Below are 15,910 nucleotides of genomic sequence, written 5' to 3' on the forward strand. Positions count from 1 at the left end.
CCTGCATCAGTGCAGAGCCACTGTGCGCCAGCCGCTTTCCACTCGCCAAAAGGTACAAATGGGCGTAAGGCAACCTCATGCTGAAACCCATGCCCTTGTCTGAGGCGCAGAGTCTTCCGCTCTGGCGCCGTCCTATGACGCTCTTGTTCGTGATGGCGTTGACCATGCCGATCGCGTTCAACGCATGGAGTGCGTTGCTGAACAATTTTGTCATTGAGGCTGCGAATTTTGACGGGGCGGATATCGGTCTGTTGCACACGGTGCGCGAAATTCCGGGGTTTCTGGCCGTCGGCGTTATCGCAGTGATCATCTTCATCCGCGAGCAGGTTCTGGCCATGATCTCGTTGATGATGCTGGGCGCTGCAACTGCGGTGACCGCGTGGTTTCCAAGCCTTGGCGGTCTGTTGTTTGTCACTCTGTTCAGCTCAATCGGGTTTCACTATTACGAGACGGTGAATCAGTCGTTGCAACTGCAGTGGTTGCCCAAGGATCGTGCGCCACAGATTTTGGGTTGGCTGGTTGCGATGGGTTCGGCTGCGACGGCTGTGGTCTATGGCCTGATCGTGCTGACATGGGATCGGTTCGATCTGTCTTACAACTTCGTCTTCATGGCTGCTGGCGGCGTAACCGTTCTGCTTGCGCTGTTTTGTCTGATCGCATTTCCGCAGTTCGATTCGCCGACACCCCAGACCAAAAAGATCGTACTGCGCAGACGTTACTGGTTGTATTACGCCCTGCAATTCATGGCAGGCGCGCGGCGTCAGATTTTCATCGTTTTTGCGGGCTTCATGATGGTTGAGAAGTTCGGGTTTGAGGTGCACGAACTGACCAGCCTCTACCTCATCAACCTGATGATCAACATGGCCGCAGCGCCGATGTTGGGCAAAGCAGTTGCCAGATTCGGGGAGCGCCGCACACTGATCTTTGAATATTCCGGCCTTGCAATCGTATTCGCAGCCTACGGTGGTATCTATTGGTTCGGTTGGGGCGTTTTGCTGGCGGCAATATTATATGTGATCGATCATGTTCTGTTTGCGCTGGCACTGGCACTGAAAACATACTTCCAAAAGATCGCCGATCCGGCAGATATTGCACCCACTGCGGCCGTTGCCTTTACTATTAACCATATCGCGGCAGTGTTCCTGCCTGCGCTTTTGGGCCTGCTTTGGGTCATTTCACCGGGCGCCGTATTTGGTCTTGCCGCTGCGATGGCGATGGTGTCGTTGGGCTTGTCTCTTCTGATCCCACGGCATCCGGAGGCCGGGAACGAGACAATCCTGTCGAAATACGCCACTGCACCCGCCGAGTAGTCACCGGCGCTTGACCTCGGCGCCGCGCCGCCCTACGCGCAGGGGCAGCTTGAGACAGGAGGCCCCCAATGCCCACATTCACCGCACTGACCACCCTGACCGGCAGAGTAGCAGCCGAGGGTCTGGGCGAGGCGATGGAACGTCTGAACCCGGAGCCCACCGGTGTGGGGGTGTTTGAGGTCGAGGATGGCTCGGGCCTATGGGAGATCGGCGGGTACTTTACTGAAGCGCCAGACGAGACCGCGTTGGCCGTTTTGGCTGCCGCATTTGAGGCCAAGCCATTCGTCGTCTCAGAGCTTCCCGAAACTGACTGGGTTGCACATGTACGTCGCGAACTGGCCCCGGTCGAAGCAGGTCGTTTTTTTGTATATGGCAGCCACGACGCAGACAAGCTGCCCGATGGTCGTATTCCATTGTTGATTGAAGCCGCGATGGCCTTTGGCACGGGGCATCATGGAACGACATTAGGATGTCTCAAAGCTCTGGACTTTCTTCTGGATGAAGGCTTCGCGGCCACCAAAGTTGCCGATATCGGTTGCGGTACTGCCGTGCTGGCGATGGCCGCGGCTCGGGTTTGGGATGGCGATATCATCGCCAGTGATATCGATGAGGTTGCTGTTGACGTGGCCGAGGCCAATCTGAGGGCAAACGGTATGGCAGGAGCCGTGAAATGCGTCGAAGCGGCGGGATTCGATCATCCCGACCTGAATGAACATGCGCCTTATGACCTGATATTTGCAAACATTCTCAAAGGACCCCTAGTCGCGCTTTCACCAGAGATATCGGCGAATCTGCGGGTAGGCGGACACGCAATCCTATCGGGAATCCTCAATGAACAAGCTGATGACGTGCTCACAGTTTATATCCAAAATGGCTTCAATCAGGTGCGCGGGAGTGAGATTGGTGAGTGGACGACGCTAATCTTAAGCAAACGGGGCGAAAGCTAGGCCATTTGCGGGAGTTTTGTGGATTTTCGCCACGTTTTTGTCGCATTCTTCTTTTACCGTCATTGGACGCAATCGGGGGGCGGTTTTTTGGAGGCTGCCATGACTGGAAAACAACTGGAATTTGATCAACGCGTTACGCGCTTGAACAAAAAGCATCAAAAACTAAGCCGTGGGTATCGTGCGACCATGCGGTCGGATGGACTGGTGGTGATGAAGCCGCAGCGCGTGCGCTCGGCAGTTCCGGCCAAGGTTTTACTAATGTGTGTGGTGGGCTTCTTTGGTTTCAAAGCTTTCCTTCTGTCCCATCTGGGCCCGTCTGCCTACGACACGCGCGTGGATGCCTTGCACCAAGGTACTGCAGTTGAACAAGCTGGCGCATGGATCATGCAAGCCGATCCTGTGACTGCATTCTTTGCCACCCAATTAAACAAGGTAATGTTCTAGCCTAAGTTTGAACGCCCTCCTAAATCAAAATCACCGCGTGTCTTAAAGCACGCGGTGTTTCTGTTCGCCCCACAGGGAGGAAGTAGGGGCTTATTTGGAGCAGTGACAAGTTGTTATCGACGGCCCTCAGCGACTTCGTCGATGTCGCCACGGCACAAGCCGATATCAGCCAGTTCACGATCGGTCAGACCGTTCAGCGCGTTGCGTGTTACACGGGCGTCATTCCATTCAACTACGGTGCTTACAACCGTTGCGAAAGTCGCGCCGATACGGCCGACGAGGCCGAATGAGCCAGTGGTGGTGCGGGTGGTGTCCAGTGCAGCCATATCCTGTTTCCTTCTGGTTTGTGTTAAACTCTGATCTTGCGATCTGAGCGGCATCTAGTGATCTCAATCTTGCCGCGCAAGCGCTGAATTTGCATGTGTCCTATGCGTTTCTTGCAATGCTCAGTATCTCTGAAAGCCCTTTAAATCATTAGTTAATTTTCCTTCATATCCAGGTCGAAAATAAACCAATCCATGTCGCAAACGAACCCAGGAAGACTAGGGGCGACACAATTGTCGTTTTTCAACCTGCGACCATTTTGCTTGGAAAACGTTCACGCTTCGTGCTAATCGATGGAAAAAGATCAAGTAAACCCGAGCAGGCCGAAGCAAACATGCGAATTCTGGGCATTGATCCGGGTCTAAGGACCCTGGGATGGGGCGTTATCGAATCAACGGGCAGCCGCCTGAGCCACGTCGCCAATGGCTTGTGTAAATCCGATGGTGATGATTTGGGAGAACGGCTTTTGTCGCTCCACAACCAGATAGTCGAGGTTATCGCTGAACACCGGCCCGATCAGGCGGCCATCGAACAGACCTTTGTCAACAAAGACGGAGCAGGAACCCTGAAGTTGGGGCAGGCGCGGGGTGTTGCGCTATTGACCCTGGCACAAGCCGGTCTGCCGGTGGGTGAATACGCCCCCAACCGGGTCAAGAAAACTGTGGTGGGAGTTGGCCACGCCGAGAAAGAACAGGTGTTGCACATGGTCAAATTGCAACTGCCGGGCTGTTCGCCCAAAGGGGCGGATGCAGCGGACGCTTTGGCGATTGCGATTTGTCACTCCTACTATGGCTCCGCTCCGCAGGCTCGAATGAAAGAGGTGCGTGCATGATCGGCAAACTCGCCGGACGACTGGATTATCGCGCTGCGGATCACGTTCTTATCGACGTACGCGGGGTCGGGTACATCGTCTATTGCTCAGACCGGACCATGGCGGCTTTACCCGGTGTGGGTGAAGGTATTTCGATCTACACTGACTTGGTCGTACGCGAAGACCTGATGCAGCTTTACGGCTTTCTGTCCTTGGTTGAGAAGGAATGGCACCGTCTGCTGTGCTCGGTTCAGGGCGTGGGCGCGAAGGTCTCGTTGTCGATCCTCAGTGCGCTGGGACCGGATGGTGTCAGCCGTGCGATCGCCTTGGGCGATTGGGGCGCGGTCAAAGCGGCCAAGGGCGTCGGACCGAAGACGGCACAACGGATCGTGTTGGACTTGAAGGACAAAGCCCCAGGCGTGATGGCTATGGGCGGCACTGTGACCGAGGCAATGGATGGTCCCGCTCTGGAGGTCATCGACGCGGGTGAGCCTGCGCCCGCGCCGAAACGAGCGGTAAAACCGGCCTCAGGCGCTGCTGCAGCTTCTGCGGGCGCGCTTTCGGCGCTGGGCAATCTTGGCTATGGCCCATCCGAGGCGGCTTCTGCTGTTGCCGAGGCAGCGGCCAATTTGCCCGATGCGGGTGAAGCCGATCTGATCCGCGCCGCGCTGAAACTGCTGGCTCCGAAAGGGTAAGTTAATGGTAGACGCCGATCCCGCCTTGCGCCCCGAGCCGATGCCGGAAGACAATGATCGCGCCCTGCGCCCTCAGGGCCTTGATGAATTTATCGGTCAGGCCGAGGCACGCGCGAACCTACGCATCTTTATACAGTCGGCCCGCCAGCGGGGTGAGGCCATGGACCATACACTGTTCCATGGCCCCCCGGGATTGGGGAAGACCACGCTGGCGCAGATCATGGCGCGTGAGTTGGGAGTGAATTTCCGCATGACCTCGGGGCCCGTTCTGGCCAAGGCGGGGGATCTGGCGGCGATCCTGACCAATCTGGAATCAAGAGATGTGTTATTCATCGACGAGATTCATCGTCTGAACCCGGCAGTTGAAGAGGTTCTTTATCCAGCGATGGAGGATTTCGAACTGGATCTGGTGATCGGTGAAGGCCCGGCGGCGCGGACGGTGCGAATTGAGTTGCAGCCTTTCACGCTGGTCGGGGCGACCACACGCATGGGGCTATTGACTACCCCACTGCGAGATCGCTTTGGTATTCCAACCCGGCTGCAGTTTTACACGGTCGACGAGTTGCATGAGATTGTCACACGGAATGCGCGGAAGCTGGGAGCACCTGCCGACGATGAAGGCGCGCGCGAAATTGCGCGAAGGTCGCGCGGCACACCGCGGATCGCCGGTCGTTTGCTGCGGCGGGTCGTGGATTTTGCCATTGTCGAAGGTGATGGTCGGATTACCCGCGAATTGGCGGATGGGGCGTTGACCCGACTGGGTGTCGACAATTTGGGTCTGGACGGAGCCGACCGCCGGTATCTGAAGCTGATTGCCGAGAACTATGCTGGTGGTCCGGTTGGGATCGAGACGCTATCGGCGGCGTTGTCGGAAAGCCGGGACTCGCTGGAAGAAGTGATCGAGCCCTTTCTGTTGCAGCAAGGACTGATCCAACGCACCCCGCGCGGACGGATGCTGGCGCAAAAAGCATGGACGCATCTGGGGATGGCTGCGCCCAAAGGGCAAAGCGATCTGTTTGGTTGAAGCAGTTCGCAAGAGATTTTATGCCTCTCACTGAGAGTATTTTTCAGAAGATGAAGGTTCAAGCGTGACTCCGGAAGAGATCCAAGCGCTGTTCACGCGCGAAAACGGTGAGTTTTTGTTTGCGCGCTGGGGGCGGCCCATCGCTCCAATCGTATTCGGTGTCGAGGATGGGACACTCGCGACCGTCAAAGGCGCGTTTGAAGCGGTCGTCACTCTGGCCGGTCATAAGATGACCGAGACGGACCCTGAACTGGGTGCCAACTGCATGGTCTTCTTCTTCCGAGATTGGCAGGAGTTGTTGGAAGTTCCTGACCTGGATCGCCTGATCCCGGATTTGGCTCCATTGGTCGAGCGGTTGGTTGCCGCTGATGCCAATCAGTATCGCATTTTCCGGTTCGAAGAAGATGGCGCAATTCGCGCGGCTTTTGTGTTTCTGCGCATGGACAAGGAGATGTCCAAGGTCCCGGCGGAAACACTGGCGCTCAGCCAGGTGGTGCAGACCATTCTGCTATGGTCCGATACGGCATTCCGTAGCGCGTCACCTTTGGCCATCGCAGGTGACGCAACGATCTTACGGCCTGATATTGCCGCCTTGATCCGCGCCGCCTACGATCCGGTTTTACCCGGGGCAGCGCAGGATTCCTCTCATGCGTTGCGTCTGTTTGCCCGATTGGAACAACCGCAATGAAACATGTTTACCCGGTTCGCGTGTATTACGAAGACACCGACATGGGCGGGGTGGTCTATCACGCGAATTACCTGAAGTTCATCGAACGCGCCCGGTCAGACTGGGTGCGCAAGCTGGGCAATGATCAGAACGCGATGCGGGATGCGGGTATTGTCTGGGTCGTGCGGCGGATCGAGGCGGATTATCTGGCTGCCGCGCGCTTCGAAGATGAATTGGTGGTGGAAACCGAGATGGTTTCACTATCGGGTGCGCGGCTGACGATGTCGCAATTGGTTAGGCGTGGTGAAACCGAGATCTTTCGTGCCGCAGTCACCGCGGTTTGCATGAATGCGCAGGGTAAGCCTGTGCGCCTTCCGGCAGAGATTCGCGCATTGATGTAACATTTTCACCCTCAGGGGTGGTTCTGTTGGCTTTTCATATCCATCTGCGTTAGCGTTTGGCAAAACAAGGCCAAATGGCCATCAGGCAAAACAAAGAGCAGGTTCATGGAAGCTGAAACGCTGGCGCTGGCGCAGGAGATCGATTTCTCCATGTGGGGGCTGTTTGCCCGCGCGACATTTATCGTCAAAATCGTGATGCTGATCCTTTTGATCGCATCCTTTTGGTCTTGGGCGATCATCATTCAAAAGCTGATCAATTACCGGGCGGCGCGTCGTGAGGCTCAGGTGTTTGACGAAAGCTTTTGGTCAGGGAATCCTCTGGACGAGCTGTTCGAGAAGATCGGAACACAGCCAGATGGCAGTTCTGAGAAGATTTTTGCAGCCGGGATGATCGAGTGGCGCCGCTCGCATCGTAACGATGGTGGTTTGATCGCCGGGGCGACCGCGCGGATTGACCGCTCGATGGATGTGGCGATCGCGAAAGAAGCCGAAGGGCTGCAAAAAGGACTGCCCATTCTAGCCACGGTAGGTTCGACTGCACCATTTATCGGCCTATTCGGCACAGTTTGGGGCATTATGAACGCCTTTATCGAGATTGCCGAGCAGCAGAACACCAACCTCGCTGTTGTGGCCCCCGGTATTGCCGAGGCGTTGCTGGCCACAGGCCTTGGGTTGCTTGCTGCCATTCCGGCAGTGATTTTCTACAACAAGCTCAGCGCCGACAGTGATCGGATCGTAGGCGGTTACGAAGCATTCGCCGATGAATTTGCAACGATCTTGTCCAGACAGTTGGATAGCTGACGATGGGTGCGGCGGTTCAGCAATCCTCGGGTGATAACGGACGCCGGCGCGGGCGGCGTCGTGGCCGTGCCCAGCCGATGGCCGAGATCAATGTGACGCCATTTGTGGATGTCATGCTGGTGTTGCTGATTATCTTCATGGTGGCTGCCCCTTTGCTCACCGTTGGTGTGCCCGTTGATCTGCCAAAGACGGCCGCAAGCGCCTTACCCGGTGACAACGAAGAACCATTGACTGTCACTCTGACGGCAGACGGCCGAGTACAGATCCAGACAACAGATGTGCTGCGCGAAGAGCTGATCGGCAAGTTGCGCGCCATTGCGGCTGAGCGCAGCAGTGATCGAGTGTTCCTGCGTGCTGACGGTGCTATCCCATATGCGCAGGTAATGCAGGTCATGGGTGCGCTGAATGCAGGCGGGTTCTCCAACGTGGGTCTTGTAACCGATACCGGCGGGCCAACGCTGGACGAAGGGTGAGAGTGAGGTCGCGCGGTGGAGACCGGCACCAAGATTTCGGCAATTGCGCATGTCAGCCTGATCAGCTGGGCGCTGTTCGGAGGGACCTTCCGGTCCGAGCCGTTGCCGATGGCAGTGCAGGATGTCACCGTGATATCGTCTGAGCAGTTTGCGGCAATGACCGCCCAGCGGGAGGCACCAGAGGTGCCGACTGACCCGGCTGAATTACAACAACCCACAGAGCCGGACGAGATTGATACGCCGGACCCAGCACCGGAAGAACAGCCAGAGCCGGAACCGGTTGCCCAGCCAGAGCCGGAACCCGAGCCTGAGGTGGAGCCCGAGGAGGTAGAAATACAGCCCGAGCCTGAGCTGATCGAACAGCCCCCGACGCTTGAACAGCCCGAGCCCGAGGTGGCGGCGCTTCCGGTTCCTCCGGGTCCCGAGGCGGAACCGAGCCCCGCAGATAAGATCGCACCTGAACAGATTGCACCACCCCCGCCGGAGGCGAAACCTGATGACATTGAGACCCCTCCCGTCTCTTTGGATGAGGGTGCTGAGGTTCAGCAAGAGCAGCAGGACCAGACTGCTCCTGAAGAAGCCGCGCCCGAGATCGTTACCGAGGCGGAAGAGGTCGAGGACCCGGCTCCCCGCACCTCGCCCCGCCCGCGCGTGCGTCCGAACCGTCCGGCGCCACCACCCGAGCCTGAGGTTGCCGAAGCACCTGAATCCGCTCCGCCAGAGCCCGCGCAAGAGGATCAGGCAATCAACGACGCGCTTGCTGAGGCGCTGGGGAATGGTACCGAACCTTCGGGTCCTCCACTTACCAGCGGCGAGAAAGATGCGATGAGGGTTGCCGTGTCGCGGTGTTGGAATGTCGGATCTCTGTCGACGGATGCGCTGGAAACTGTCGTCGTCGTTGGGTTCTCGCTTACCCGGGACGGTAAAGTGGTCGGTGGCAGCCTGCAGCTGCTGGACAGTACCGGCGGCTCGGCCGCTTCGGCAAAACAAGCCTACGAGGCAGCGCGGCGCGCGATTTTACGCTGTGGCGCCAAAGGATACGACCTGCCTGCTGACAAATACGATCAATGGCAGGATATTGAGATTACCTTCAATCCCGAGAGGATGCGGATCAAATGATGAAACTTCTGACCAGCCTCTTCGTTGGCCTGACTCTTCTTTCGACCTCGGCCTATGCTCAGAGTGGCCCGTTGCGCTTGGAAATCGATGAAGGGATCATCGAGCCGATGCCGTTTGCGGTGCCGAGTTTTGTGCCGGATGGGCCTTCTGCGGCACAATACGCTCAGGATATATCGCGCGTGATCGTGTCGGACCTGACGGGAACGGGCCTGTTTCGCGAAATCTCATCGGATGCGTTCATCAGCCGGGTCAGCAGTTTTGATGCCCCGGTGCAGTTTGCCGACTGGAAGGCGATAAACGCGCAAGCATTGGTGACAGGGGCGGTCAATGTTTCGGGCAAACGGCTGACGGTTCGGTTCCGGGTGTGGGACGTATTCTCGGGTCAGGAACTGGGCAATGGGTTGCAGTTTGTCGGCACCACCGACGGCTGGCGTCGGATGGCGCATAAGGTGGCCGATCAGGTCTATACCCGGATCACCGGTGAGGGTGCTTATTTTGATAGCCGGGTTGCGTTCGTATCGGAAAGTGGCCCGAAGGATCAGCGGCGCAAGCGGTTGGCGATCATGGATTATGACGGCGCGAATGTGCAGTACCTGACTGACAGCGCCGCCATCGTGCTGGCGCCGCGCTTTTCGCCGACCGGTGACCGGCTGCTGTACACCAGCTATGAAACCGGTCAGCCACGCATCTACGTGCTGGATGTTGGTCGCGTGAAACGGCAGGAATTGCCAACGCAGGAAGGCACCATGAGCTTTTCGCCGCGCTTTTCGCCCGATGGTCGCTCGATTGTTTATTCGCTGACGCAGGGCGGAAACACGGATCTGTGGAAGATGGATCTGGCCTCGGGTCAAAGTGTGCGGCTGACAAACACACCTGCGATCGAAACCGCACCAAGCTATTCGCCGGATGGTGGCCAGATCGTGTTCGAAAGCGACCGCTCGGGCACTCCGCAGCTATATATCATGCCCGCCAACGGCGGCGAGGCGACGCGGATCAGTTTCGGGCAGGGGCGCTATGGCACGCCGGTCTGGTCTCCGCGTGGTGACCTGATTGCCTTTACCAAGCAGAATAAGGGCCGCTTTCACATCGGCGTTATGCGCACCGACGGCAGTGAAGAGCGTCTTCTGACCGCTTCTTTCCTAGACGAAGGTCCCACCTGGTCACCGAACGGGCGGGTCATCATGTTCACCCGCGAAACACAAGGCGCGGGCGGTCGATCGACGCTTTACTCCGTGGATATTTCGGGAAGGAACCTGCGTCCTGTGCGAACACCGGATGGGGGTAGCGACCCGTCTTGGGGACCACTGCAGAATTGATCGGAACAGGCAGCGGGTAAAGTTCACAACAAACCCGCAATGTGATAGAAGCGCGGCAATAAACAACGAAACACGAGGCACTTGAGATGAAACTGTTGAGCAAAGCCGCGGCTATCGGGGTGCTGACCCTGATTGCTGCCTGTACGAATAACGATCCGTCGGCACTGGGTGGAGGTGCCGGTGGCAGTGGTGCTCTGGTTCCGGGGTCTCCCAGTGATCCGCGCTCGCCAGCTTATTTCCAGCAGACAGTTGGCGACCGGGTTCTGTTTGCCGTCGACCAGTCCACGCTCAGTCCGCAGGCGCAGACGGTTCTTCAGGGGCAGGCCGACTGGCTGCTGGCCAACCCGGATTTTGTCGCCAACATCGAAGGCCACGCGGACGAGCAGGGCACGCGCGAATACAACCTTGCGCTTGGCGCCCGTCGCGCAAACGCAGCTCGGGAATATTTGATCTCGCGCGGAGTTGCGGGCAACCGATTGACCACCGTCAGTTATGGCAAGGAACGCCCTATCGAAATTTGCAGCACCGAGGATTGCTATTCCAAAAACCGCCGCGCGGTGACGGTGCTGACCGGCTCAACCTTGGGGTAAGATGATGCGATTTGCAGGATTGGTTCTGGCGGCGGTTGTGGCCGTCGCTGGTGTGGCACAAGCACAGGATCAGCAGACGCTGGCGGATATCCGTCAGGAACTGACCGTGCTGCATGTTGAAATCCAGCGTCTCAAGCGCGAGTTTTCGACCACAGGCTCGCCCGCGCCGAACCTGTCCGGCAGTTCCGTTCTGGAACGTGTCGACGCGATCGAGGCCGAGTTGCAGCGTCTGACGCGCCAAACCGAGCAGTTGAACCAGCGGGTGCAGAATATCGTCACCGACGGCACGAACCGGATTGGTGATCTGGAGTTCCGTCTGGTTGAGCTTGAAGGCGGAGACCTGAGCACATTGGGCGAAACCACCACACTGGGCGGTGAGACACAAACGGAAGTTGCGGTAGCTCCTTCACCAACGCCGACGCAACCCTCGGACACAGATCAAGGTGAACTTGCTGTGGGTGAGCAGGCGGATTTTGACGCTGCTTCACAGGCATTGGCGGATGGGGATTTCCAAACTGCTGCCGATCTGTTTGCGCAGTTCGACCTGTCTTATCCCGGTAGCCCGCTGGCGAGTCAGGCTAATTTGCGGCGCGGGCAGGCGCTTAAAGGGGTGGGTGATACCCGGGAAGCTGCACGCGCGTTCTTGGCAAGTTTCACAGGCGATTCCGAAGGCCCCCTGGCCCCCGAGGCTTTGTTCGAGTTGGGCGCGGCGCTTGGACAATTGGGTCAAACAGATCAGGCCTGCATTACACTCGGCGAAGTTGGTGTGCGGTTCCCGACCTCGGCACCAGCGGCTTCGGCCGTGCAGGAAATGGCAACGCTGGGCTGTTCTTGAACATTGACGCCGATACGCTTCGGGCTGAAGTGCGGGCGCGCTTGCCGGACCCGCTACCATGTCGGCTGGGTGTGGCGGTTTCAGGGGGCAGTGATTCGACTGCCCTCATGCGTTTGTTGGCGGACATAGCACAGCAAGAGCAATTGGAACTATATGCGTCAACGGTCGATCACGGATTGCGACCTGAATCAGCCTCGGAAGCTCTGGCTGCCGCGGCACTGGCGCAGCGCTGGGGTATCCCTCATGAAATACTGAAATGGCAAGGTTGGGACAGAGCCGGTAATCTGCAAGATCAGGCGCGGCGTGCGCGATATCGACTGCTTGTCGCCTGGGCCAAGGCCAAGGGGTTGCAGGCAATCGCACTGGGTCATACCGCAGACGATCAGGCCGAAACCGTTCTGATGCGGTTGGCGCGCGCAGCGGGCGTTTCAGGCCTTTCAGCAATGTCCGGGTCGCGCAAAGAAGGGGAGATAGCCCTATTGCGCCCATTGCTAACCATGACACGTGAGCGCTTACGAGACTATCTGACCGCGCAAGACATTTCTTGGATTGATGACCCCTCGAATCAGGACCATCGCTTTGATCGGATCAAGGCGCGTCAGGTCCTATCCGGGTTGGATCAGATCGGCATCACCGCAGAGAACTTGTCAAGGGTTGCTGAAAATATGGCACAAGCGCGTGAGGCTCTGGCACGCTACACGCAGGAATCCGCTGTCAGATGCATCCAGGTGTCGGATGGCGATTTGTGTCTCGACCGCGGTGATTTCGAAACTTTACCCGAGGAAATTCGCCGGCGTTTGGTGATTGCGTCTGTCTTGTGGATTGCTGGCGCTGGCTATCCTCCGCGTCACAACGCGGTGGACCAAGTGATGGATGCGATCTCTTCTGGCCAGACGACGACGCTCGGGGGCTGTATTCTGGTTCCAGAAGGCAAAAAAACTTGGATTTGCAGAGAGCTAAACGCCATCAGGGATCAACGCGCACGACCGCTTGAACCATGGGATCGCCGCTGGATCGTATCTGGACCAAATCATGCAGATGCTGAAATTCGGGCGTTGGGTGAAGATGGAATTCTGCAGCTCGAAAATTGGCGCTCCACAGGCAAACCCCGTACAGCAGTATTGTCGACACCCGCCGTTTGGGCTGGTGATACGGTTTTGGCGGCACCTTTGGCCAGTTTTGCGAATGAATGGCGCGTCGAATTGCTGCCAGAAAGGTCTGACTTTGCGGCTTTGATTTTATCGCATTGAACCTGCCACAATCCTCTCTATTTTAAGGGGTAACTCCGGCAGGTCCCCACCTGCCGAAACCTTTCGGGAGATTTTCCTTGGGCAACGCTCGCAACATCGCCTTCTGGGTCGTTCTGTTTCTACTGATCCTTGCACTGTTCAACCTGTTCAGCGGACCCAGCGGGTCGCTTCAGGGCAATGAAAAAACCTATTCTGATTTTGTGTCCGCCGTTGAAAGTGGTGAGGTCAACAAAGTCACGCTGGACGGTGAGCAGATTCGCTATTCGACTCAGAACGGCGCCAGTTACACTACGATCAAACCCGCCGATGCCGAGGTCACTAAGCTGCTAATCGACAAAAACATCCCTGTTGAGGCTGTGAAACAGCAGCAGTCAGGGTTCCAGTCGTTCCTGATCACATTGCTGCCCTTCCTGCTGCTGATCGGTGTTTGGGTCTATTTCATGAACCGGATGCAGGGTGGCGGCAAAGGCGGCGCGATGGGCTTTGGCAAATCCAAGGCTAAGATGCTGACCGAAAAGCATGGGCGCGTAACCTTTGACGACGTCGCCGGCATTGATGAGGCCAAGGAAGAACTGGAAGAAATCGTTGAATTCCTGCGCAACCCGCAGAAGTTCAGCCGCTTGGGTGGCAAGATTCCAAAAGGAGCGTTGCTCGTTGGCCCTCCGGGGACCGGTAAAACGCTGCTGGCCCGCGCGATTGCGGGTGAGGCGGGCGTGCCGTTCTTCACCATCTCGGGTTCAGACTTTGTCGAGATGTTTGTGGGTGTAGGTGCATCCCGTGTGCGCGACATGTTCGAACAGGCCAAGAAGAATGCGCCATGCATCGTATTCATCGACGAGATTGACGCCGTGGGACGTCATCGTGGTGCTGGTTATGGCGGCGGTAACGACGAACGTGAACAGACCCTCAACCAGCTGCTGGTAGAGATGGACGGGTTCGAGGCCAACGAAGGTGTGATCATTCTGGCCGCGACCAACCGTAAGGATGTTCTTGACCCGGCTCTGCTGCGTCCGGGCCGGTTTGACCGCAACGTGACTGTCGGCAACCCTGACATCAAAGGCCGTGAGAAAATACTGGGCGTGCACGCGCGGAAGACGCCTTTGGGTCCAGATGTTGATCTGCGTATCATCGCGCGCGGTACACCCGGCTTCTCGGGTGCTGATCTGGCGAACCTGGTGAACGAGGCCGCGCTGATGGCCGCCCGCGTGGGTCGTCGTTTTGTCACCATGGAAGATTTCGAGAACGCCAAGGACAAGGTGATGATGGGCGCCGAGCGCCGCTCGATGGTGCTGACCCAGGATCAGAAAGAGAAGACGGCTTATCACGAGGCCGGTCACGCCGTCGTTGGTCTGGAATTGCCGATGTGCGATCCCGTATACAAGGCGACCATTATTCCACGCGGTGGAGCGCTGGGTATGGTCGTGTCCTTACCCGAGATGGATCGGTTGAACTATCACCGGGATGAGTGCGAGCAGAAACTGGCCATGACCATGGCAGGTAAGGCAGCCGAGGTGATCAAATACGGCGAAGATCACGTCTCGAATGGCCCTGCAGGCGACATCATGCAGGCCAGCCAATTGGCGCGGGCTATGGTGATGCGCTGGGGTATGTCGGACAAGGTCGGTAACATTGACTATGCCGAAGCCCACGAAGGCTATTCGGGCAATACTGCCGGATTCTCAGTGTCGGCTCATACGAAAGAGCTGATTGAGGAAGAGGTGAAGCGCTTGATCCAGCAAGGTTATGAGCGCGCGCACCAGATTCTGACCGAAAAGAACGAGGAATGGGAACGCCTGGCTCAGGGTTTGCTCGAATACGAGACGCTGACCGGAGATGAGATCAAGCGGGTTATGAATGGAGAATCGCCAAGTGAGAGCGATGACGAAGGCGATAAGCCAGATGAGGGCAACGCGCCAAGCGTCACCGCGATTCCCAAAACCAAGGCTAAGAAGTCTCCACCCGAAGGTGGCATGGAGCCTGAACCCTCAGCTTAACCAGACAGACCCGGGCGTTGCTCGGGTCTTTTTTCTTTCCATCACATCACCCGCATGTTCTCTATGACCCACAAGGCGAGAGGGTGATGTAGGAAATGCCGGTACTGCGGAAAATGGAATACGCTGCCGAGGTTGTCTGGTTGGGTCACGTAGTGGTTGGTGGCGCTATTAGCGCACAGGCGGTCGAAGCGCTTGATCTCGAATTCGAAGGCGACCGGGGTGCACGCCATGAGGGGCATACCCGGGCGTCGTGTTCGCGGGTCAGGGACCTGTACTCGAACGGCACTGAGATAAGGAATGTGCGTCAGCTTTCTGTTCTGTGCGCTGATGAACTGGATGTGATCGCTCGTGATATGCGGCTGGATGGGCTTGATCCCTCTTTGCTGGGTGCAAGTATGGTTCTCAAAGGGATCCCGGATTTTACCCACATACCGCCAAGCTCTCGGCTGCAGGCCGAGGGGGGCTTAACCATCACCGTTGATATGGAAAACCGCCCCTGTGTCCTGCCAGGGCGTGAAATAGAGGCCGTTTCCCCCGGTTATGGTGCATTATTCAAATCTGCGGCACAGGGCCGCAGAGGCGTGACGGCCTGGGTTGAACGGCCAGGCAAAGTGCGAATAGGCGATTGCATGTCATTGTTTGTACCGGATCAACGTCCTTGGTCACCTTGAAAACATAAGACCTCTATAGGTAATGCCCGAAATGGATCGAAGCCGTTTCACGGCTTGATTATGTCGGAATCTGTGTTCACTAAGGCGCTGCACCATCGTAAGGACTGCTTAGCGCCGACTCCCGCGCGTCGGCCGTGCACGGAATTCAATCAGGGACCCGACCCAATGAGCTATAAATCCGATATTGAGATTGCCCGTGAGGCAAACAAGAAGCCGATTCAGGAGATCGGTGCCAAGC

18 protein-coding genes are annotated in these 15,910 nt (G+C 57.4%); 17 read left to right on the plus strand and 1 reads right to left on the minus strand.

Going from position 1 to position 15,910, the window contains the following annotated elements:
* Window positions 1-77: 77 nt before the first annotated feature.
* From AC2FI7_RS15285 to AC2FI7_RS15295, 3 genes are all read left to right on the plus strand, one after another.
* Entirely contained in the window at window positions 78-1,310 is a 1,233-nt protein-coding gene (locus AC2FI7_RS15285) for an MFS transporter (RefSeq protein ID WP_010438126.1), read from the plus strand.
* A 68-nt stretch (window positions 1,311-1,378) separates the two neighbouring features.
* Window positions 1,379-2,257, plus strand: a complete 879-nt coding sequence (locus AC2FI7_RS15290) for a 50S ribosomal protein L11 methyltransferase (RefSeq protein WP_010438128.1) — start codon at window positions 1,379-1,381, stop codon at window positions 2,255-2,257.
* Window positions 2,258-2,356: 99 nt separating this feature from the next.
* A complete protein-coding gene (locus AC2FI7_RS15295) occupies window positions 2,357-2,701 on the plus strand; it encodes a hypothetical protein (RefSeq protein WP_170477760.1) in 345 nt (114 codons plus the stop codon).
* Window positions 2,702-2,814: 113 nt separating this feature from the next.
* On the opposite strand, the gene AC2FI7_RS15300 is transcribed toward AC2FI7_RS15295, so the two are convergent.
* Window positions 2,815-3,027 (minus strand): DUF1127 domain-containing protein, encoded by a 213-nt coding sequence (locus tag AC2FI7_RS15300; protein WP_010438134.1) that lies wholly within the window; start codon window positions 3,025-3,027, stop codon window positions 2,815-2,817.
* 332 nt (window positions 3,028-3,359) lie between these two features.
* Between AC2FI7_RS15300 and ruvC the strand changes: the two genes are divergently transcribed.
* From ruvC to AC2FI7_RS15370, 14 genes are all read left to right on the plus strand, one after another.
* Window positions 3,360-3,857, plus strand: coding sequence for a crossover junction endodeoxyribonuclease RuvC (gene ruvC, locus AC2FI7_RS15305; protein ID WP_029621680.1), 498 nt, complete (start codon window positions 3,360-3,362; stop codon window positions 3,855-3,857).
* Window positions 3,854-4,531 carry a Holliday junction branch migration protein RuvA gene (gene ruvA / locus AC2FI7_RS15310; protein WP_496816472.1) on the plus strand — a complete coding sequence of 226 codons (678 nt, stop codon included), beginning with the start codon at window positions 3,854-3,856 and terminating at the stop codon, window positions 4,529-4,531. Before ruvC ends, ruvA begins: the two co-directional genes overlap by 4 nt.
* A 4-nt stretch (window positions 4,532-4,535) precedes the next feature.
* Window positions 4,536-5,555 carry a Holliday junction branch migration DNA helicase RuvB gene (gene ruvB / locus AC2FI7_RS15315; RefSeq protein WP_010438142.1) on the plus strand — a complete coding sequence of 340 codons (1,020 nt, stop codon included), beginning with the start codon at window positions 4,536-4,538 and terminating at the stop codon, window positions 5,553-5,555.
* Window positions 5,556-5,619: 64 nt separating this feature from the next.
* The gene (locus AC2FI7_RS15320; RefSeq protein ID WP_010438144.1) at window positions 5,620-6,243 is read left to right on the plus strand and encodes a hypothetical protein; all 624 of its coding nucleotides are present in this window, start codon (window positions 5,620-5,622) and stop codon (window positions 6,241-6,243) included.
* Window positions 6,240-6,623 carry a tol-pal system-associated acyl-CoA thioesterase gene (gene ybgC / locus AC2FI7_RS15325; protein ID WP_010438150.1) on the plus strand — a complete coding sequence of 128 codons (384 nt, stop codon included), beginning with the start codon at window positions 6,240-6,242 and terminating at the stop codon, window positions 6,621-6,623. Before AC2FI7_RS15320 ends, ybgC begins: the two co-directional genes overlap by 4 nt.
* A gap of 105 nt (window positions 6,624-6,728) precedes the next feature.
* Complete coding sequence (gene tolQ / locus AC2FI7_RS15330) at window positions 6,729-7,424, plus strand: protein TolQ (RefSeq protein WP_010438152.1); 696 nt, start codon at window positions 6,729-6,731, stop codon at window positions 7,422-7,424.
* Window positions 7,425-7,426: 2 nt separating this feature from the next.
* On the plus strand, window positions 7,427-7,897 hold the full coding sequence (gene tolR / locus AC2FI7_RS15335) for a protein TolR (protein ID WP_010438155.1): 471 nt from the start codon (window positions 7,427-7,429) through the stop codon (window positions 7,895-7,897).
* A 15-nt stretch (window positions 7,898-7,912) separates the two neighbouring features.
* Entirely contained in the window at window positions 7,913-9,016 is a 1,104-nt protein-coding gene (gene tolA, locus AC2FI7_RS15340) for a cell envelope integrity protein TolA (RefSeq protein WP_496816469.1), read from the plus strand.
* Window positions 9,013-10,332 (plus strand): Tol-Pal system beta propeller repeat protein TolB, encoded by a 1,320-nt coding sequence (tolB, locus tag AC2FI7_RS15345; RefSeq protein WP_010438160.1) that lies wholly within the window; start codon window positions 9,013-9,015, stop codon window positions 10,330-10,332. The genes tolA and tolB overlap by 4 nt, the downstream gene beginning before the upstream one ends.
* An 86-nt stretch (window positions 10,333-10,418) precedes the next feature.
* Window positions 10,419-10,922, plus strand: a complete 504-nt coding sequence (gene pal / locus AC2FI7_RS15350) for a peptidoglycan-associated lipoprotein Pal (RefSeq protein ID WP_010438162.1) — start codon at window positions 10,419-10,421, stop codon at window positions 10,920-10,922.
* Between the two features lie 4 nt (window positions 10,923-10,926).
* Entirely contained in the window at window positions 10,927-11,757 is an 831-nt protein-coding gene (gene ybgF / locus AC2FI7_RS15355; protein ID WP_010438165.1) for a tol-pal system protein YbgF, read from the plus strand.
* Window positions 11,754-13,007: a tRNA lysidine(34) synthetase TilS gene (gene tilS / locus AC2FI7_RS15360; RefSeq protein ID WP_496816466.1), complete on the plus strand. Its 1,254-nt coding sequence runs from the start codon at window positions 11,754-11,756 to the stop codon at window positions 13,005-13,007. Before ybgF ends, tilS begins: the two co-directional genes overlap by 4 nt.
* Before the next feature lie 77 nt (window positions 13,008-13,084).
* Window positions 13,085-15,001, plus strand: a complete 1,917-nt coding sequence (gene ftsH / locus AC2FI7_RS15365) for an ATP-dependent zinc metalloprotease FtsH (RefSeq protein WP_010438169.1) — start codon at window positions 13,085-13,087, stop codon at window positions 14,999-15,001.
* Window positions 15,002-15,096: 95 nt separating this feature from the next.
* On the plus strand, window positions 15,097-15,672 hold the full coding sequence (locus AC2FI7_RS15370) for an MOSC domain-containing protein (protein WP_010438171.1): 576 nt from the start codon (window positions 15,097-15,099) through the stop codon (window positions 15,670-15,672).
* Window positions 15,673-15,910 lie beyond the last annotated feature (238 nt).

It is taken from the genome of Ruegeria sp. YTSA064 (assembly GCF_059610325.1).